This is a genomic window from Nocardioides ferulae (assembly GCF_003660455.1).
GTDB lineage: Bacteria > Actinomycetota > Actinomycetes > Propionibacteriales > Nocardioidaceae > Nocardioides > Nocardioides ferulae.
Map to the genome: position 1 here is coordinate 11,991 of NZ_QZVR01000031.1, position 18,681 is coordinate 30,671.

Consider the following 18,681-nt stretch of genomic DNA (forward strand, 5'->3'; position numbering starts at 1 on the left):
CTCCTCAGCGGGCCAGCAGCCGGCGGGCCGCGCGGACGTCGGGACCGAGCCGACCCAGGTGGCTCAGCAGGTCGTCGGCGGCGGCGGTCAGCTGGTCGTCGGTCATCGGGTCGAGCGCGTCGAGGATGAACAGCGCGGTGGTGGTGTCGTCGCCGAGCTGGGTGCGAGGGGTCTGCCTCCAGTTCCAGCGCCGGCAGGTCACGCCGCTGGCGTCGCACCAGACCACCTCGCCGGCGACGGGGTGCTCGACGAGGCTCTCGCCGTTGGCGGTGGTGTCGAACGGCTCCTCGCCGGTGGCGCGCACCAACCTGGGTGGTCCGTCGTAACGATCGAGGTCCTCGCCGCCGAGCGGGAGCTGGTGCAGCACCGAGATCGCGTTGTAGATGTCGGTGAGCCGGTTGACCCGGGGCAGTCCGGAGCTGGCGCGGCGGGTGAGCGCCTCGACGCTGTTGCGGGTGCGCTGCGGCTTCGCCCCGAAGGCCCGATAGGCCTCGCGCCAGGCGGCGATGTGGGCGAGCTCCTCGACCGGTCGGTCGGCGGTCGCCGCGCGGGCCGCGGCCTCGGCCTCGGCCAGCAGGGCCTCGCTCTGCGCGTCGCTGGCACCGGGCCGGATGCCGTCGACCGCGAGCAGCAGGGCGCGGTAGTCGGGTCGCAGCTCGAACACGGCCGGGTCGACGGAGGCGCCGAGCAGGAAGGCATCGAGGTGTTCGAGGCAGTGGTCAGGCATGGGTGGCCTCCGTGGCTGTCTGGTGGCTGGTCTGCTGGGCGGGGAGCTGCTTGGAGATGGCGCCGACGCCGGGTTCGAAGACCGCGAGAGTGAACCGGGTGGTCTCGGAGCCGGGGTTGCGGTACGCGTGGGCGGTGTCGCCGGGGAACGAGGCCGCATCCCCTCGACGAAGCGTCACCGGCCGCTCGCCGACGACGAGGGTGAGCGTGCCCTCGAGGACCTGGAGCAGCTCCCTGGTGCCGGCGGCGTGTGCCTCGCTGCTGTGACTGTCGCCGGGACCCAGCGTCCAGTCCCAGAGTTCTGCGACGTCGGGTGGAGAGGTGCCGGCCACCATGACCGCGCGCCCGCCCTTGGCGCCGGTCCAGAGCACCGGCCCCGTCCCGTCGCGGACCACCTGCACCGGCTCCGGCCGCGGCGGCTCGACCAGCGCGGGCAGTCCCACTCCCAGCGCGTCGCTGATCCGCAGCAGCGTGCCGATGCCGGGGTTCGCGGTGCCCTGCTCGACGTTGACCACCGCCCGGCGGCTCAGACCGGTCGCCTCGGCCAGCTGGTCGAGCGTCCAGCGCCGCGCCTGGCGCTCCTGCCGGACGCGGGTGCCGATCGCGCCGGCGAGTGCCGCGGTGTTGGCGTCCATGAGTGCACTCTAGTGCACGATGAGTGCATTGCGTTGGCGGTGTTCCCTGATCTGCCTCGGCGCTCGGGGCCGGTGGGGGACCGCGATTGCCGCTGTCGCACCCGACTGGCTAGATTGAGCGGACCAGACCCTGCCGCCCCTCGACCGAAGGACGCCCGCCCGTGGCACTGCCCCCGCTCACCCCCGAACAGCGCCAGGCGGCTCTCGCGAAGGCCGCTGCCTCCCGTCGGGAGCGAGCCGAGGTGAAGAACCGGCTGAAGAACGCAGGCGCCTCCATCGTCGACGTCCTGCACGAGGGCCAGACCAACGAGGTCATCGGCAAGATGCGTGTGGTCGAGCTGCTCCAGTCGATGCCCGGACTCGGCAAGGTCCGGGCGCGCCAGCTGATGGAGCGGCTCGGCATCGCCGAGAGCCGTCGAGTCCGCGGCCTGGGCAGCAAGCAGGTCGCCGCGTTGGAGCGCGAGTTCGCCGGACGTGACTGAGCCGGTCCGGCCGTCGCGGCTGGTCGTGCTCGCCGGCCCAACCGCGGTCGGCAAGGGAACAGTCGCCGCCGACGTGCGCGCCCGTCACCCCGAGGTCTGGATCTCGGTGTCGGCGACCACTCGCCCGCCTCGGCCCGGCGAGGTCGACGGCGTGCACTACTGGTTCGTCTCCGACGCCGAGTTCGACGCGATGATCGCCGGCGACGAGCTGCTCGAGTGGGCGGTGGTGCATCAGGCCGCGCGCTACGGCACTCCGCGGCGGCCGGTCGAGGCGGCGCTCGCCGAGGGGCGTCCCGCGATGCTCGAGATCGACCTGCAGGGCGCCCGGCAGGTGCGGGGCACCATGCCCGGAGCGCTGTTCGTGTTCCTCAAGCCGCCTTCGTGGGACGAGCTGGTCCGCCGGCTCGTGGGGCGCGGCACCGAGTCCGAGGAGGAGCGCGAGCGCCGGCTCCGCACCGCCCGCGACGAGCTGGCCGCCGAGACCGAGTTCGACGTCACCATCGTCAACCACGAAGTTCACGAGGCCGCGGAGCAGTTGGTAGCCTTGATGAGGTTCGACTCCCAACCCATGGTCGAGCATTCCCCCACCGATCTGTGAGGCTTCACGCGTGTCTGCCCCCGAAATCGACGCCCAGGGTGTCACCAACCCCTCGATCGACGAGCTGCTGACCAAGACCGACAGCAAGTACAAGCTGGTGCTCTACAGCGCCAAGCGCGCCCGTCAGATCAACGCCTACTACTCCCAGCTCGGCGAGGGCCTGCTGGAGTACGTCGGCCCGCTCGTCGACACGCACGTCCAGGAGAAGCCGCTCTCGATCGCGCTGCGCGAGATCAACGACGACCTGCTCACCTGCGAGGACATCGACCCGGCCGAGCTGGCCGCGGAGGAGAAGGCGATGGCGGCCGGCCCGGCTGCCGGCGCCGAGCAGTGAGTCGACGACGCTGACCAGGAGGCGGGTGGTCCTCGGCGTCGGCGGCGGCATCGCGGCGTACAAGGCCTGCGAGCTGCTGCGTCGGTTCACCGAGTCCGGCCACGACGTGACCGTGGTGCCGACCGAGGCGGCGCTGCGGTTCGTCGGCGCGCCCACGTGGTCCGCGCTGTCCGGCAAGGCGGTCGCCACCGACGTGTGGACCTCGGTGCACGAGGTGCCGCACGTGCGGATCGGCCAGCAGGCCGACCTGGTCGTGGTCGCCCCGGCCACCGCCGACCTGCTCGCCCGCGCCGCCCACGGGCTGGCCGACGACCTGCTGACCAACACCCTGCTCACCGCCCGCTGTCCGGTGGTGTTCGCCCCGGCGATGCACACCGAGATGTGGGAGCACCCGGCCACTCGCGCCAACGTCGCCACGTTGCGCGACCGGGGCGCGGTCGTGGTCGAACCGGCCGAGGGCCGGCTCACCGGCAAGGACACCGGCAAGGGCCGGCTGCCCGAGCCCGAGGAGCTCTTCGAGCTCTGCAGCCAGGTGCTCGAGCGCGGGGCCGTCGAGCCGGGAACGGACGCCACGCCGCTCGACCTGGCCGGGCGTCACGTCGTGGTCTCGGCGGGCGGCACGCGGGAGTACCTCGACCCGGTGCGCTTCCTCGGCAACCGCTCCTCGGGGCTGCAGGGCTATGCGCTGGCCCGGGCCGCAGCGGCACGCGGCGCCCAGGTCACGCTGGTCGCCGCGAACGTCGCGCTGCCCGACCCGGCGGGCGTGAGCGTGGTCCGGGTCGAGACCACCGCACAGTTGCGTGACGAGGTCGTCGGCGCGGCCGCCACCGCCGACGCGGTGGTGATGGCCGCGGCCCCCGCCGACTTCCGCCCCGTCGACGTGAGCTCGAGCAAGATCAAGAAGGCGGCCGACGGCTCGGCGCCGTCGATCGCACTCACCCAGAACCCCGACATCCTCCGGCAGATCAGCGCCGAGCGGGCGCGGCCCAACGCGGTGATCGTGGGCTTCGCGGCCGAGACAGGCGACGACTCCGGCACGGTGCTCGACCTGGCCCGAGCCAAGCTGGCCCGCAAGGGCTGCGACCTGCTGGTCGTCAACGACGTCAGTGGCGGCGCCGTCTTCGGCAGCCCTGAGAACGAGGCGGTCATCCTCGACCGCGACGGCGGCCTGGTCGAGGTGCCGCGCGGCTCGAAGGCCGCGCTGGCCCACGTCGTCTGGGACCAGGTGCGGGCGCGGTTGCCGCGCTGAGCGCTGGTGTCCGACGGCTGGACCTGCGGTCCGGATGGCGGGATCCGGGCGGCTCCCGGCTAGGCTTTTCCGGCGCCCGCGCCGCGGTGCGCGCCACCACAGCCGCACCAGCGCCAGCACCTGGGGCCAGCACCTGAGGAGAGCACAATGACGGGACGACTGTTCACGTCGGAGTCGGTGACCGAGGGCCACCCCGACAAGATCGCCGACCAGATCAGCGACACCGTCCTCGACTATCTGCTCGAGCACGACCCGGCCAGCCGGGTCGCCGTCGAGACGCTGCTCACCACCGGCCTGGTCGTCGTGGCCGGCGAGGTCACCACCGAGGCCTACGCGCCGGTGGCCAAGCTGGTGCGGCAGAAGATCCTCGACATCGGCTACGACCACTCCGACAAGGGCTTCGACGGCTCCACCTGCGGCGTCACCGTCGCGCTGGGCCACCAGTCCGAGGACATTGCCGCCGGCGTCGACGATGGCCACGAGTCGCGGGTGCACTCCTCCGCGGACGATCTCGACAAGCAGGGCGCCGGCGACCAGGGCCTGATGTTCGGCTACGCCTGCGACGACACCCCCGAGCTGATGCCGCTGCCGATCGCGATCGCGCAGACGCTCTCGGAGCGGCTCTCCCAGGTGCGCAAGGACGGCACGCTCGGCTACCTGCGCCCGGACGGCAAGACCCAGGTCACCATCGAGTACGACGCCGAGAACCGGCCGGTGCGCATCGACACCGTCGTGCTCTCGACCCAGCACGCACCCGACATCGACCTGGAGTCCACGCTCCAGCCCGACGTGAAGAAGCACGTCATCGAGCCGGTGCTGCGCTCCTTCGACATCCCCTCCGACGGCTACCGGCTGCTGGTCAACCCCACCGGCCGGTTCGTGGTCGGCGGCCCGATGGGCGACGCGGGTCTCACCGGCCGGAAGATCATCGTCGACACCTACGGCGGCATGGCCCGGCACGGCGGCGGCGCCTTCTCGGGCAAGGACCCCTCGAAGGTCGACCGGTCGGCGGCCTACGCCATGCGCTGGGTGGCCAAGAACGTGGTCGCGGCCGGCCTCGCGCGGCGCTGCGAGGCCCAGGTGGCCTACGCGATCGGCAAGGCCCAGCCGGTGGGCGTGTTCATCGAGACCTTCGGCACCGGCACGGTCTCCGACGAGCGCATCCAGGAGGCGGTGCTGGCCGTCTTCGACCTGCGCCCGGCCGCGATCATCCGTGACCTCGACCTGCTGCGCCCGATCTACGCCAAGACCGCGGCCTACGGCCACTTCGGCCGCGAGCTGCCCGAGTTCACCTGGGAGCGCACCGACCGGGTGGAGGCGCTGCAGGCCGCGATCGCCGGCTGACGCTCGCGATCGGGGGCAGCCGTGTCCCCGGGTGCTGGTAGAAGTGTCGCCATGACCGACGCGGACCATCCCGAGCTGCTGCCCGGGATGGTCCGCGCCACGGTCAAGCAGGCGCAGGCCAAGGCGCGGGCCACCCGGGCCCGCAAGGCCGCCGAGGCCGAGCCCGCCGCCGTCGACCCGGTGGCCAGGGTGCTGGTCGACCTGCCGCTGGCCCACCTCGACCGGCCCTTCGACTACGCGGTGCCGGCGGCGCTCGCCGAGACCGCCGTGCCCGGCGCCCGGGTCAAGGTGCGGTTCGCCGGCCAGGACGTCGACGGCTTCCTGGTGGCCCGCGCCGCGGCCTCCGACCACCCCGGCCGGCTGGCCCCGCTCCGCCGGGTGGTCAGCGCCGAGCCGGTGCTGCACCCCCAGGTGGCCGGCCTCGCCGAGGCGGTCGCCGAGCGCTACGCCGGCAACCGCGCCGACGTGCTGCGCCTCGCCGTCCCGCCGCGGCACGCCACGGTCGAGAAGGAGCCGTCCGGGCCCGCCCCGAGCCGGCCGTCCTTCGACCGCGAGGCCGCGGAGCAGGCGTGGCGCGGCCACCATCCGGCTCCGGCGTTCCTCGGCCACCTCGCCCAGGGCGGCGACCCACGAGCGGTGTGGAGCGCCGCCCCCGGCAGCGACTGGCCGCTGATGGTCGCGCACGCCGCCGCCGCGGCGTACTCCTCCGGCCGGGGCGTCCTGGTCTGCGTCCCCGACGGCAGGGACGTCGACCGCGTCTCGACCGCCCTCCTGGCCGTCCTCGGCGAGGGGCACCACGTGAGCCTGGTCGCCGACGCCGGGCCGGCGCAGCGCTACCGCGACTTCCTGGCCGTCAGCCGGGGCACCCGCCGGGTCGTCGTCGGCACCCGCGCCGCCGCCTTCGCGCCGGTGCACGAGCTCGGCCTGGTCGTGATCTGGGACGACGGCGACGACCTGCACTCCGAGCCGCGGGCCCCCTATCCGCACACCCGCGAGACGCTGCTGCTGCGCGCCGCCCGCGAGGGCACCGCGGCACTGGTCGGGGGCTTCGCCCGCAGCGTCGAGGCCGACTACCTCCTGCGCACCGGCTGGGCCCACGAGTTGAGCCCGGACCGCGACGAGCTCCGTCGCCGGCTCACCGTGGCCGTCTCCGGCGCGACCGACCGCGATCTCGAGCGCGACCCGCTGACCCGCGCCAGCCGGATGCCGCACGAGGTGCACGCGCTGGTGCGCCAGGCACTCGAGGCGGGGCCGGTCCTCGTGCAGACCCCGCGCGCCGGCTACGCCGGGTCGCTGGCCTGCGAGCGGTGCCGGGCCCCGGCCCGGTGCGCAGCCTGCCACGGCCCCCTCGTCCAGCCCGGCCCCACCACACCGCCGGGCTGCCGGTGGTGCGGCACGCCCGCGCCGGAGTGGCGCTGTGGCGAGTGCGGACACCGCGGACTTCGCGCCCCCGTCGTCGGTGACGCGCGCACGGCCGAGGAGCTGGGGCGGGCCTTCCCCCGGGTCCCGGTCCGCACCTCCTCCGGCGACCGGGTCCGGGCCGCCGTCGGCGCCGAGCCGGCCATCGTCGTCGCCACGCCCGGGGCCGAGCCGGTCGCCGAGCAGGGCTACGCCGCCGCGGTGCTGCTCGACACCTGGCTGCTGCTGGGCCGCACCGACCTGCGCACCGAGGAGGAGGCGCTGCGCCGCTGGTGCAACGCGCTCGGACTGGTGCGGCCCGGCGGACGAGCCGTCGCCGTCGGCGACCCGGCCCACCCCGCCCTGCAGGCCCTGGTCCGGTGGGACGTCGCCGGATTCGCCCGCCGGGAGACCGCCCAGCGTCAGGAGGCACACCTGCCACCTGCCTCGCGGATGGCCGCGATCACCGGTGACCCAGGGGCCGTCGACGACGCGCTGGCCCTGCTCTCGCTCCCCGACGGCGCCGAGGTGCTCGGCCCGGTGCCGCTGGCGGGCCGCCGGGGAGCCGAGCCGGAGTCGCGCGCCGTGGTGCGGGCGCCGCGCTCCCGCGGCGCCCAGCTCTCCGCGGCGCTGACCGAGCTGCAGCGGCTGCGCTCGGCCCGCAAGCTCGACCCGGTGCGGGTCCAGGTCGACCCACCGGTGCTCTGACCGCGTCACTAGGATGATGGTTTCGGGGCGGGCGCAGGACGCTCGCCCCGCGCACTCGACCACCACCTGCGAGGAGCCTCGTGCCCATCCAGCCGATCCGCCTGTTCGGCGACCCGGTCCTGCGCCGGCCAGCCGTCGAGGTCGTCGACTTCGACCGTGAGCTGCGCCGCCTCGTCCAGGACCTCACCGACACCATGCTGGAGGCCCCCGGTGCCGGCCTGGCGGCCCCCCAGATCGGGGTGGGGCTGCGGGTCTTCACCTGGTACGTCGACGGCGAGGTCGGCCACCTGGTCAACCCCTCCCTCGACCTGTCCGCCGACCAGCAGGACGGCCCGGAGGGGTGCCTCTCGCTGCCCGACATCACCTTCGACTGCGTGCGCGCCCGCTCCGTGGTCGCGCGCGGGTTCGACATGCACGGTGAGCCGGTGACCATCGAGGGGTCCGAGCTGCTCGCCCGCGCCATCCAGCACGAGACCGACCACCTCGACGGCATCCTGTTCATCGACCGGCTCGACGCCGAGGCGCGCAAGGCCGCCATGCGCGCGATCCGCGAGTCCGAGTGGTTCGGCCTCGAACAGCCCACCGTCAAGATCTCGCCACACCCGACCCGCGGCTTCGGCCTCTGAGGATCCCTGACCCATGCGCATCGTCTTCGCCGGCACCCCCGAGGTCGCCGTCCCTGCTCTCGACGCCCTCGCCGACTCCCGGCACGAGCTGGTCGGGGTGGTCACCCGCCCCGACGCCCCCGCCGGACGTGGCCGCAGGCTGGTCGCCAGCCCGGTCGCCCTGCGCGCCGAGGAGCTCGGCGTCCCGGTGCTCAAGCCCGAGCACCCCCGCGACCCCGACTTCCAGGCGCAGCTGCGCGAGCTCGAGCCCGACGCCTGCCCGGTGGTCGCCTACGGCGCCCTACTGCCCCAGTCGGCGCTCGACATCCCGCGCCACGGCTGGGTCAACCTGCACTTCTCCGTGCTGCCCCACTGGCGCGGAGCCGCGCCGGTCCAGCATTCGCTGTGGGCCGGCGACGAGGTCACCGGTGCCACCACCTTCCGGATCGTCAAGGAGCTCGACGCCGGCCCGACCTTCGGAGTGATGACCGAGCGCATCCGGCCCACCGACACGGCCGGCGACCTGCTCGAGCGGCTCGCCGAGGGCGGCGCGGGGTTGCTGGTGACCACCATCGACGGCATCGAGGACGGCACCCTGGAGGCGCGTCCCCAGCCCGCCGAGGGCGTCACCTTCGCGCCCAAGATCGCCGTCGACGACGCTCGCATCGACTGGACCGAGCCCGCGGTGGCGGTCGACCGGCGCATCCGCGCCTGCACTCCCGCGCCCGGCGCCTGGAGCACCCACGACGAGCAGCGGATCAAGGTCGGTCCGGTCGTCGTGACCGACGAGCAGCTCGCTCCGGGCACCCTCGAGGTGCGCAAGAACGAGGTGCTGGTCGGCACCGGGACCACCGCGGTGCGGCTCGGCGAGGTCAAGGCGTTCGGCAAGAAGCAGATGCCGGCCGCCGACTGGGCGCGCGGAGTCCGGCTGCCCTCGGGCACCCGTTTCGGTGCGGAGTGACCGCTCCAGGCCCTAGCGTCAGCCGCATGACCTGCCGACCGTCCGCCGGCGATGAGTGAGGCTCCGCAGCGAGGCGGACGCGGCCGGCCGTCCCGGTCCAAGACGCCGGCGGCCTCGCGGGTCGACCCGGCGCGGCTGGCCGCCTTCGAGGTGCTCAAGGCGGTCCGCGTCGACCAGGCCTACACCAACCTGGTGCTGCCGGCGGTGCTGCGCGAGCACGGACTGGCCGGGCGCGACGCGGCCTTCGTCACCGAGCTCGCCTCGGGCACCCTCCGCCGCCGAGCCACCTACGACGCCGTGCTCGCCGCCTGCACGGACCGCCCGCTGCGCAAGGTCGAGGCGAAGGTGCTCGACGCCCTGCGCCTGGGCACCCACCAGCTGCTGTCGATGCGGGTCCCCGCGCACGCGGCGATCAGCACCACGGTCGACCTGGTGCGCGACAGGGTCGGCTCCGGGGCCGGTGGGTTCGCCAACGCCGTGTTGCGCCGCGTCGCCGAGCACGACCTGACCACCTGGATCGGACTGGTGGCCCCCGACCCCCGGGTCTCGCCCAGCCGGTTCGCGGAGGTCGCCTACAGCCATCCGCAGTGGGTGGTCGACGAGTTGCGTCGCGCCGTCGGCGATCTGGAGCTGCACGACCTGCTCGCCGCCGACAACGTGGCCCCGCGGGTCACCCTCGTGGCCCGGCCCGGCCGGGCCCGTCGCGAGGAGCTCCCCGGTGAGCCCACGGCGTACTCGCCCTACGGGGTGGTCCTCGACTCCGGCGACCCGGGCGCCCTGGACGCGGTCCGCGAGGGGCGTGCCGGCGTCCAGGACGAGGGCTCGCAGCTGGTCGCGCTGGCGCTGGCCGCCGCCTCGGTGACCGGCCAGGACCGCACCTGGCTCGACCTGTGCGCCGGCCCCGGGGGCAAGGCCGCGCTGCTGGCCGCCCTGGCCGCAGAACGTGACGCCGGGCTGGTCGCCAGCGAGCGCCAGCACCACCGCTCACGGCTGGTCGCCCGGGCGCTGGCCGGTTCCCCCGGCGTGCTCGGGGTGGTCACCGCCGACGGCGCCCACCCGGCGTACCGCCGCGGCGGCTTCGACCGGGTGCTGGTCGACGCGCCCTGCACCGGTCTGGGAGCGCTGCGGCGCCGGCCCGAGGCACGGTGGCGGCGCAAGCCCGACGACCTGCTGGCGCTGGTGTTGCTGCAGCGCAGCCTGGTCGAGGCGGCGCTCGACCTCACCCGGCCCGGGGGAGTCGTGCTGTACGCGACCTGCTCGCCCGTGCTCGCCGAGACCTCCGGCGTGGTGCAGTCGGTGCTCCAGCAGCGCCCCGACGCCGAGCTCGAGGACGCCGCCGGCCTGCTGCCGCAGGTGCCCGACGCGGCCGGCCCGCTGCCGGGCACCCTCCAGCTGTGGCCGCACCGGCACGGCACCGACGCGATGTTCCTCGCCCTCCTGCGCAAGGTCTGACGCCGAGGCGTCAACCATTCACGGGTTTCTGCGGCGTGTCGCGGAACGATCGACGCGTCGGCCTACTCGAGCACGTGCCGCAGGTAGCGGCGCGGGTCGTCGAGGTAGGCCCGCCAGTGCTGCACCAGCTCCAGCTCCTCCCACGTCGTACGCCGCAGCCCCCAGTCGCCGACCTCGAGGATCGTGGCGCCCGGCATCGCCGCCAACACCGGCGAGTGGGTCGCGCACAGCACCTGCCCGCGCTGCGCCACCACGTCGGCCAGGCGGGCGATCAGGCCCAGGGTCGAGGAGAACGACAGCGCAGCCTCGGGCTCGTCGAGGCAGTAGAAGCCGGGCGCGTCGAACCGGGTCTCGAGCACCTCCAGGAACGACTCGCCGTGGCTCATCTCGTGATAGCTGGGCCCTGGGGGGCGGCCGGACGGAAGCCCGCTGGCGGTCTGCTCGAAGTAGGTGTACCAGCCGTGCATGGTCTCCGCCCGCAGGAAGAACCCCCACCGGGGCGCACCGAGGCCACGCTGCAGGCGCAACGCACCACCCAGCGGCGACTCCGTGGCTCGCGTGGTGTGCATCCCCTGGCGTGATCCGCCCTCGGGGGAGAGCCCGTAGGCCATCGCCACCGCCTCCACCAGCGTCGACTTGCCCGAGCCGTTCTCGCCGACCAGGAACGTCACGCCCTTCGGCAGGTCCAGCCCCTCGGCGACCAGTTGGGCGACGGCCGGGATCGTCATCGGCCACCGGCCCGGCGCCAGGCTCCCGGGGTCGTCGGCGGTGATCCGTACGACGGGCGGCTGGTCGAAGTCCACGGCGTACACGCTAGAGCCGTGGTGCGTGGCTAGGTTGGGGACGTGGCCACCTCGAAGTCCCCGTCCGTCGAGATCGAGGTCGACGACCGCGTCGTGCGGGTCAGCAACCCCGACCGGGTCTACTTCCCCGAGATGGGCGCGACCAAGCTCGACCTCGTCGAGTACTACCTCGCGGTCGGGCCGGGCATCGTCAACGCGCTCTTCGAGCGGCCGTGCATGCTGCACCGCTTCCCGAAGGGGCTGGCGGGGGAGAAGGTGCACCAGAAGCGGCTGCCCGCCGGGGCGCCGCCGTGGGTCGAGACCGTGCAGCTGCACTTCCCGCGGTGGAACCGGACCGCCGACGAGCTGTGCGTGACCGAGCTGGCCAGCGTGATCTGGGCGGTGCAGATGTCGACGGTCGAGTTCCACCCCTGGAACAGCCGGCGGCCCGACACCGAGCAGCCCGACGAGTGGCGCATCGACCTCGACCCCGGCCCGGCCTGCGACTTCGCGACGGTGCAGCGCGTCACCCACGTGGTCCACGACGTGCTCGACGAGCTTGGCGCGGTCGGCTACCCCAAGACCAGCGGCAGCAAGGGTCTTCACGTCTATGTGCGGATCCATCCCGACCACGGCTTCAAGGACGTACGCCGCGCTGCCCTGGCCTTCGCCCGCGAGGTCGAGCGCCGCGCCCCCGACGAGGTGACCACGACGTGGTGGACCAAGGACCGCGACCCGGCGGCACTGTTCGTCGACTACAACCAGAACGCCCGCGATCACACGATCGCGGCGGCGTACTCGGTCCGCGGGCTCCCGGACGCCCGGGTCTCCACCCCGGTGCGGTGGGAAGAGGTCGACGACCTCGATCCCCGTGACTTCACGATCCGCACGGTGCCACAACGCTTCGCCGAGCTCGGTGACCTGCACGGCGACATCGACGACCACCCGTTCGACCTCGCCCCGCTGCTGGAGTGGGCCGAGCGCGACGAGCGGGAGGGGGCGGAGCCACCGGCCGATCCGGAGTGAGCCGGGCGAGCTGGGCCGCCCCGAGGCGTCGATCGTTCCTCGACACGCCGCAGAATCCCGGGAAGGAGTGACGCGTCGGCGACAGACGGGTGACTCGGGCGGCCGTAGGATCGAGGGCACCCCACCCGGAGGAGGACCCTTGTCCGAGCGCTTCGCCACCCCGACCGAGGAGTTGACCGAGGCCCACGTGTCCGGGCGCCGGCTGGCCTGCCTGGTGTGCGGCGCGGGGGCGTTCGCGCGGCGCGAGGTGAAGATGAACACCACCGGGATGAGCTTCCTGGGCCTCGACTGGGCCAACCGGTCCGCGGTGGCCGCGGTGTGCCGCACCTGTGGCTATGTGCACACGTTCCTGGGCGGGGACCTGGAGTTCCGGCGGCCGACGGGTCCCTAGACTCTCACCCCGTGCCCCACCTGCAGATCACGCCCAGCATCCTCAACGCCGACTTCGCCGCCCTGGGCGCCGAGGTCGCGCGCATCGGCAGCGCCGACTGGGTGCACGTCGACGTGATGGACAACCACTTCGTGCCGAACCTGACCTTCGGCGCGACCATGGTCGAGGCCCTGGCCCGTAGCACCGACCTGCCGCTTGACGCGCACCTGATGATCGAGGACCCCGACAGCCACGCCCCGGCCTACGTCGAGGCCGGCTGCGGGTCGGTGACCTTCCACGTCGAGGCCGCCCGGGCACCGGTCCGGCTGGCTCGCGAGATCCGCGCCAAGGGCGCCCGCGCCAGCATGGCGTTGCGCCCGGCGACGCCGGTCGAGCCCTACGAGGACTTGCTGCCCGAGCTCGACATGCTGTTGCTGATGACCGTGGAGCCGGGCTTCGGCGGCCAGAAGTTCCTCGACCTGGTGCTGCCCAAGATCCGCCGCGCCCGCGCGCTGGTGGACAAGCACGGCCTGGAGACCTGGATCCAGGTCGACGGCGGGGTGTCGCTGGAGACGATCGAGCGCTGCGCGGAGGCGGGCGCCGACGTCTTCGTCGCCGGCTCCGCGGTCTACTCCGCCGACGACCCCGACCGGATGGTCGGCGAGCTGCGGGCGCGAGCCGCGAAGGGCTGGCGCGGCCCGGCAGACTGACCCCGTGCTGCTGACGATCTCCACGACCCACGAGCCGGCGACCGACCTCGGCTACCTGCTGCACAAGCACCCCGACCGGGTCCAGGAGTTCGACCAGTCGTTCGGCCGGGCGGTCGTGTTCTACCCCGAGGCGTCCGAGCAGCGGTGCACCGCGGCCCTGGTGCTGCAGGTCGACCCGGCGCGGCTGGCCCGCTCACGGGGCCGCCGGAGCCCCGACTTCAGCCTCGCGCAGCACGTGAACGACCGTTCGTACGCCGCCTCGTCGCTGCTGGCGGTCGCGCTCGCCGACGTCTTCGGCACTGCCAGGTCGGGCCGGTGCCGCTCGCGACAGGAGCTCGCCGACGCCGCGATCCCGCTGCGCATCGAGGTGCCGGTGCTGCCGTGCCGCGGCGGCCCGGATCTGGCCCGCCGGGTCTTCGCGCCGCTGGGCTGGCGGGTGGAGGCCGAGCCGGTGCCACTCGACGAGCGGTTCCCCGAGTGGGGCGACTCCCGCTATGTGCGGCTGACGCTGAGCGGAGAGGTGCGGCTGGCCGATGCCCTGAACCAGCTGCACGTGCTCTTGCCGGTGCTCGACGAGAGCAAGCACTACTGGCAGGGCACCGACGAGATCGACAAGCTGCTGCGCTCCGGCGGGGACTGGCTGGCCGGCCACCCCGAGCGGGAGCTGATCACCCGGCGCTACCTGGGGCGCGGCGGCGGGCTGGCCTCGGTGGCGCTGGCGCGGTTGGCCGAGCTCGGCGGCGACCTGGCGGAGGATCCGGCGGAGGACTCCCCGGAGCCGGTCCGCGCGCCGTTGCGGGCGCAGCGGCGCGAGGCGGTGGTGGCGTTGCTCTCCGGACTCGGCGCCACGTCGGTCCTCGACCTCGGCTGCGGCACCGGTGAGCTGCTGGCGGCGCTGCTGGCCCGCCCGGAGTTCGCCCGGGTGACGGGAGTCGACGTGTCGGCACGGACCCTGCAGGCGGCCGAGCGCCGGATCGGCCTGGACCGGATGGGGGAGCGGCAGGCATCCCGGCTGACCCTCTTCCAAGGCGCGTTGACCTACCGGGACGAGCGCTTCGCCGGCTACGACGCGGCGGTGCTGATGGAGGTGGTCGAGCACGTCGACCCGCCGCGACTGGAGGCTGTGGAGCGGGTGGTGTTCGGCGAGGCCCGGCCGGGCGCGGTGGTGGTGACCACGCCGAACCGCGAGTACAACGTCCGCTATCCGGGCCTGGCCGGCTCGCCGAACGGCCTGCGGCACCCCGACCACCGGTTCGAGTGGACCCGGGCGGAGTTCGCACACTGGTGCGCCCGCGTGGGGGCGCAGTGGGGCTACACCGTCGAGGCCCGTGGGATCGGGGAGCCGGACGACCAGGTCGGTGCCCCGACGCAGCTGGGGGTGTTCCGCCGTGACTGAGCCGGGGGCCGAGGTGAGGGTGCCCGCGATGGGGCTGGTGCTGCTGGTCGGCGTGTCCGGCAGCGGCAAGTCGACGTTCGGCGCGCGCCACTTCGCGCCGTCCCAAGTGATCTCCAGCGACTTCTGCCGCGCGCTGGTCTCCGACGACGAGTCCGACCAGTCGGCGACCAAGGACGCCTTCGACGTGCTGCACTACATCGTCGGCACGCGGCTGCGGCGCGGGCTGCTGACCGTGGTCGACGCCACGAACGTGCAGCGTGACGCCCGCGCCGCGTTGATCCGGCTCGCGAAGGACCACGACGTGCTGGTCGACGCGATCGTGCTCGACGTCCCCGAGCAGGTCGCGATCGCGCGCAACCGGGCCCGGGCCGAGCGCCCGTTCGGCGACCACGTGGTGACCCGGCAGGCCCGCGAGCTGCGGCGATCGATGTCGCGTCTGCGCAAGGAGGGCTTCCGCCGCGTGCACGTGCTGGCGGGGGCCGAGGAGATCGAGGCCGCGCAGGTGGTGCCGGAGCGCTCCTGGAACGATCGCCGTGACCTCACCGGCCCGTTCGACGTGATCGGCGACGTGCACGGCTGTCGCGCCGAGCTCGAGACACTGCTGGCCGACCTCGGCTGGGAGCTCGAGCGGGACGAGGCGGGGCGACCGGTGGGCGCGGCCCACCCCGAGGGCCGGACGGCGGTGTTCGTCGGCGACCTGGTCGACCGGGGCCCCGACACCCCGGGGGTGCTGCGCCTGGTGATGGGCATGGTCGGCTCCGGGGCGGCGCTGTGCGTGTCGGGCAACCACGAGGCCAAGCTGGTGCGCGCGCTCAAGGGGCACGCCGTGCGGCCCACCCACGGGCTCGCGGAGTCGCTGGCGCAGCTGGCGGCCGAGTCCGACGACTTCCGGGCCGCGACGCTGCGCTTCCTCGACGGCCTGATCAGCCACTACGTGCTCGACGAGGGCCGGCTGGTGGTGGCCCACGCCGGCCTCAAGGAGGCCTACCACGGCCGCTCCTCGGGTCGGGTCCGCGCGTTCGCCCTCTACGGCGACACCACGGGCGAGACCGACGAGTACGGCCTGCCGGTGCGTTACCCGTGGGCACGGGAGTACCGGGGCCGCGCCACCGTGGTCTACGGGCACACCCCGGTGCCGACGGCCGAATGGGTCAACAACACGATCTGTCTCGACACCGGCGTGGTGTTCGGCGGCGCGCTGACCGCGCTGCGCTATCCCTCGCGTGAGCTGGTCTCCGTGCCCGCCGAACGCGAGTGGTACGCGCCGGTGCGCCCCCTCGCCCCGGCGGTGCCGGACCGGGAGCCGTCGGTGCTCGACGTCCGAGACGTCACCGGCACCCAGTGGGTGGAGACCGGGCTCGCCGGGCGGGTGAAGGTGCCGGGGGTGAACGCCGCCGCAGCGCTCGAGGTGCTCAGCCGGTTCGCGGTCGACCCGCGGTGGCTGGTCTACCTGCCGCCGACGATGTCTCCGGCGCAGAGCCCGCCGTCCGGGTCGGCCGCGCCCGCGCGCGAGGGGCTCCTCGAGCACCCCGAGCAGGCCTTCGCCGAGTACGCCGCCGCGGGGGTGACCCGGGTGGTCTGCGAGGAGAAGCACATGGGGTCGCGGGCGGTCGCGGTGCTGGCCCGAGACCCCTCGGCCGCGGAGCGTCGCTTCGGGGTCGGCGACGGCTCGACCGGCGTCGTCCACACCCGCACCGGCCGGGCGTTCTTCACCGGCGAGACCGGCACCGCCCTGGTCGAGCGACTCCGAGAGCGATGCGGCCCGCTGTTCGCGGAGCTGGAGACCGACTGGCTGGTGCTCGACTGCGAGCTGCTGCCCTGGTCGGCGAAGGCGCTGGGCCTGATCAGGGAGCAGTTCGCCGCGGTCGGCGCGGCCGCCGCGGCCTCGTTCCCGGCGCTGGACTCGGTGCTGGAGGCGGCCGCGGGGCGGGGGCTCGACGTCGCCGACCTGGCGGCATGGTCGCGGCACCGGGCCGGCAACGCCGCGGCGTTCCGCGACGCCTACGCGGCGTACTGCGAGCCGACGGCAGGCCTGGACGGGGTGCGGGTGGCGCCGTTCCAGGTGCTCGCTGCACAAGGTCGAGCGCTCGCGCTCACCGAGCCGCACCCGTGGCACCTGGAGCGGCTCGCGGGCCTGGGGGGCGACCTGGTCGTCCCGACCCGGCACCGCTTCGTCGACCTCTCCTCCACGGTCGAGCGGCAGGAGGCCACGGCGTGGTGGGAGGAGCTCACCGCCGGCGGCGGGGAGGGCATGGTCGTCAAGCCCGCGCATCCGGTCGGGCCGCGGGTGCAGCCGGGGTTGAAGGTGCGCGGCCGGGACTACCTGCGACTGGTCTACGGGCCCGACTACCTCGACGCCCTCGACGCCCTGCGCGAGCGCAGCCTGGGACGGAAGCGCTCGCTGGCGCTGCGCGAGCACGCCCTCGGCCTGGAGGCGTTGACCCGCTTCGTCGGCGGCGAGCCACTGTGGCGGGTGCACCAGGCGGTCGCCGGGGTGCTGGCGCTGGAGTCGGAGCCGGTCGACCCGAGGCTGTGAACCAGGGGCCCGCCGTTCCGTCCCGTGGGACGAGCCGGCGCCGCGACCGGTGGGGACTGTGGCAGACTCAGGGCCACGAGTTGAGAGACTCGCGTGCTCTGGGGTCGGTGAAATTCCGAGCCGGCGGTGAAAGTCCGCGACCCGGTCATTGCCAGTGACCGGTTGACCAGGTGGAACTCCTGGACCGACGGTCAAAGTCCGGATGGGAAGACGCACGCACCGGTCGCTCCGCCCACGCGGCGAGGCGTCCGGAGGCTGGTCCCACGCCCCGGAGCCCGCGAGCGGGCACGAGGGGACGACAGCGATGGACAGCCGGACCGGGTTCGGCGGCGCCGAGGAGCGCGCGATGCGTCGCGCCCTCGAGCTCGCGGCGACGCCCGGCGTCCCCCTCGGCCCCAACCCACGGGTCGGGTGCGTGCTGCTCGACGCCGACGGCCGGACCGTGGCTGAGGGCCACCATCGCGGAGCCGGCACCCCGCACGCCGAGGCCGACGCGCTGGCCCGGGCGGGCGGCGCCGCCCGGGGGTCCACCGCCGTGGTCACCCTCGAGCCGTGCAACCACACCGGGCGCACCGGCCCCTGCGCCCAGGCGCTGCTCGAGGCGGGGGTACGCCGCGTGGTCTTCGCCCAGGCCGACCCCAACCCGGTCGCCGCCGGGGGAGCGGCCACCCTGTCCGCGGCCGGTGTCGAGGTCGTCGGCGGGCTGCTGGCCGACGAGGCCCGCGCGGTCAACCGGGTGTGGTCGTTCGCGGTCGAGCACGGCCGTCCCTTCGTCACCTGGAAGTTCGCCACCACCCTCGACGGTCGCAGCGCCGCCGCCGACGGCACGTCGCGCTGGGTCAGCTCGCGGGCCGCGCGGCTCGACACGCACCGGCTCCGCGCGCTGTGCGACACGATGCTGGTGGGCAGCAACACCGTCGCGGTCGACGACCCGCTGCTCACCGTCCGCGACGCCGAGGACCGGCCGCTGCCCCATCAGCCGCTGCGCGCCGTGATGGGGCTGCGCGACCTCGACCCCGGGCGGCGGGTCTTCGACGACAGTGCCGAGACCGTGCACCTGCGCACCCGCGACCCGCGCGCGGCGCTCGCCGAACTGTTCGCCCGCGACCGCCAGCACGTCTTCCTCGAGGGCGGGCCCACGCTCGCCGCCGCCTTCTGGCGCGCCGGTCTCGTCGACGAGGTCGTGGCGTACGTCGCCCCGTTCCTGCTCGGCGCCGGGCGCAGCGCCGTCGCCGACCTCGGAATCGCCACGATCGCCGACGCGTTCCGTCCCCGCGTCGTCGACGTGACCGTGCTCGCCGACGACCCGGAGGCCAACGTCCGCTTCACGCTGGCCCCCCACGACCGCACCACCCAGGGAGAGGACTGA

At 74.2% G+C, this 18,681-nt stretch carries 18 protein-coding genes and 1 riboswitch; of the genes, 15 read left to right on the top strand and 3 right to left on the bottom strand.

Annotated elements, in window-relative coordinates:
- Nucleotides 1-4: 4 nt before the first annotated feature.
- Both D6B71_RS21200 and D6B71_RS21205 read right to left on the bottom strand, forming a co-directional pair.
- Complete coding sequence (locus D6B71_RS21200) at nucleotides 5-727, bottom strand: B3/B4 domain-containing protein (protein WP_121258803.1); 723 nt, start codon at nucleotides 725-727, stop codon at nucleotides 5-7.
- Nucleotides 720-1,361 carry a helix-turn-helix domain-containing protein gene (locus D6B71_RS21205; RefSeq protein WP_121258804.1) on the bottom strand — a complete coding sequence of 214 codons (642 nt, stop codon included), beginning with the start codon at nucleotides 1,359-1,361 and terminating at the stop codon, nucleotides 720-722. Before D6B71_RS21205 ends, D6B71_RS21200 begins: the two co-directional genes overlap by 8 nt.
- 161 nt (nucleotides 1,362-1,522) lie before the next feature.
- Between D6B71_RS21205 and mihF the strand changes: the two genes are divergently transcribed.
- The 9 genes from mihF (at nucleotide 1,523) to D6B71_RS21250 (ending at nucleotide 10,492) form a co-directional block, all read left to right on the top strand.
- Entirely contained in the window at nucleotides 1,523-1,843 is a 321-nt protein-coding gene (mihF, locus tag D6B71_RS21210) for an integration host factor, actinobacterial type (protein ID WP_121258805.1), read from the top strand.
- Nucleotides 1,836-2,441, top strand: a complete 606-nt coding sequence (gmk, locus tag D6B71_RS21215) for a guanylate kinase (RefSeq protein WP_121258806.1) — start codon at nucleotides 1,836-1,838, stop codon at nucleotides 2,439-2,441. Before mihF ends, gmk begins: the two co-directional genes overlap by 8 nt.
- Before the next feature lie 10 nt (nucleotides 2,442-2,451).
- On the top strand, nucleotides 2,452-2,775 hold the full coding sequence (rpoZ, locus tag D6B71_RS21220; protein WP_121258807.1) for a DNA-directed RNA polymerase subunit omega: 324 nt from the start codon (nucleotides 2,452-2,454) through the stop codon (nucleotides 2,773-2,775).
- Between the two features lie 25 nt (nucleotides 2,776-2,800).
- On the top strand, nucleotides 2,801-4,024 hold the full coding sequence (coaBC, locus tag D6B71_RS21225) for a bifunctional phosphopantothenoylcysteine decarboxylase/phosphopantothenate--cysteine ligase CoaBC (RefSeq protein ID WP_240641622.1): 1,224 nt from the start codon (nucleotides 2,801-2,803) through the stop codon (nucleotides 4,022-4,024).
- Between the two features lie 147 nt (nucleotides 4,025-4,171).
- The gene (gene metK / locus D6B71_RS21230; protein ID WP_121258809.1) at nucleotides 4,172-5,368 is read left to right on the top strand and encodes a methionine adenosyltransferase; all 1,197 of its coding nucleotides are present in this window, start codon (nucleotides 4,172-4,174) and stop codon (nucleotides 5,366-5,368) included.
- A gap of 51 nt (nucleotides 5,369-5,419) precedes the next feature.
- Entirely contained in the window at nucleotides 5,420-7,474 is a 2,055-nt protein-coding gene (locus D6B71_RS21235; protein ID WP_121258810.1) for a primosomal protein N', read from the top strand.
- An 80-nt stretch (nucleotides 7,475-7,554) separates the two neighbouring features.
- A complete protein-coding gene (def, locus tag D6B71_RS21240; RefSeq protein WP_121258811.1) occupies nucleotides 7,555-8,100 on the top strand; it encodes a peptide deformylase in 546 nt (181 codons plus the stop codon).
- A gap of 13 nt (nucleotides 8,101-8,113) precedes the next feature.
- Nucleotides 8,114-9,040 carry a methionyl-tRNA formyltransferase gene (gene fmt, locus D6B71_RS21245; protein ID WP_121258812.1) on the top strand — a complete coding sequence of 309 codons (927 nt, stop codon included), beginning with the start codon at nucleotides 8,114-8,116 and terminating at the stop codon, nucleotides 9,038-9,040.
- 51 nt (nucleotides 9,041-9,091) lie between these two features.
- Nucleotides 9,092-10,492: an RsmB/NOP family class I SAM-dependent RNA methyltransferase gene (locus D6B71_RS21250; protein ID WP_121258813.1), complete on the top strand. Its 1,401-nt coding sequence runs from the start codon at nucleotides 9,092-9,094 to the stop codon at nucleotides 10,490-10,492.
- A gap of 62 nt (nucleotides 10,493-10,554) precedes the next feature.
- Here the strand turns inward: D6B71_RS21250 and D6B71_RS21255 are convergent, their stop codons facing one another.
- Complete coding sequence (locus D6B71_RS21255; RefSeq protein WP_240641623.1) at nucleotides 10,555-11,295, bottom strand: AAA family ATPase; 741 nt, start codon at nucleotides 11,293-11,295, stop codon at nucleotides 10,555-10,557.
- 42 nt (nucleotides 11,296-11,337) lie between these two features.
- Here D6B71_RS21255 and ligD point away from each other — a divergent pair, with 42 nt between their 5' ends.
- The 6 genes from ligD (at nucleotide 11,338) to ribD (ending at nucleotide 18,681) form a co-directional block, all read left to right on the top strand.
- The gene (ligD, locus tag D6B71_RS21260) at nucleotides 11,338-12,300 is read left to right on the top strand and encodes a non-homologous end-joining DNA ligase (RefSeq protein WP_121258814.1); all 963 of its coding nucleotides are present in this window, start codon (nucleotides 11,338-11,340) and stop codon (nucleotides 12,298-12,300) included.
- A 139-nt stretch (nucleotides 12,301-12,439) separates the two neighbouring features.
- Nucleotides 12,440-12,691: a zinc ribbon domain-containing protein gene (locus tag D6B71_RS21265; protein WP_121258815.1), complete on the top strand. Its 252-nt coding sequence runs from the start codon at nucleotides 12,440-12,442 to the stop codon at nucleotides 12,689-12,691.
- Nucleotides 12,692-12,702: 11 nt separating this feature from the next.
- Complete coding sequence (gene rpe, locus D6B71_RS21270) at nucleotides 12,703-13,380, top strand: ribulose-phosphate 3-epimerase (protein ID WP_121258816.1); 678 nt, start codon at nucleotides 12,703-12,705, stop codon at nucleotides 13,378-13,380.
- Between the two features lie 4 nt (nucleotides 13,381-13,384).
- Nucleotides 13,385-14,776 (top strand): 3' terminal RNA ribose 2'-O-methyltransferase Hen1, encoded by a 1,392-nt coding sequence (locus tag D6B71_RS21275; RefSeq protein ID WP_121258817.1) that lies wholly within the window; start codon nucleotides 13,385-13,387, stop codon nucleotides 14,774-14,776.
- The gene (locus D6B71_RS21280) at nucleotides 14,769-17,312 is read left to right on the top strand and encodes a polynucleotide kinase-phosphatase (RefSeq protein ID WP_240641624.1); all 2,544 of its coding nucleotides are present in this window, start codon (nucleotides 14,769-14,771) and stop codon (nucleotides 17,310-17,312) included. Before D6B71_RS21275 ends, D6B71_RS21280 begins: the two co-directional genes overlap by 8 nt.
- An 89-nt stretch (nucleotides 17,313-17,401) precedes the next feature.
- A riboswitch (FMN riboswitch) is annotated at nucleotides 17,402-17,532 on the top strand.
- A gap of 84 nt (nucleotides 17,533-17,616) precedes the next feature.
- On the top strand, nucleotides 17,617-18,681 hold the full coding sequence (ribD, locus tag D6B71_RS21285) for a bifunctional diaminohydroxyphosphoribosylaminopyrimidine deaminase/5-amino-6-(5-phosphoribosylamino)uracil reductase RibD (protein ID WP_240641625.1): 1,065 nt from the start codon (nucleotides 17,617-17,619) through the stop codon (nucleotides 18,679-18,681).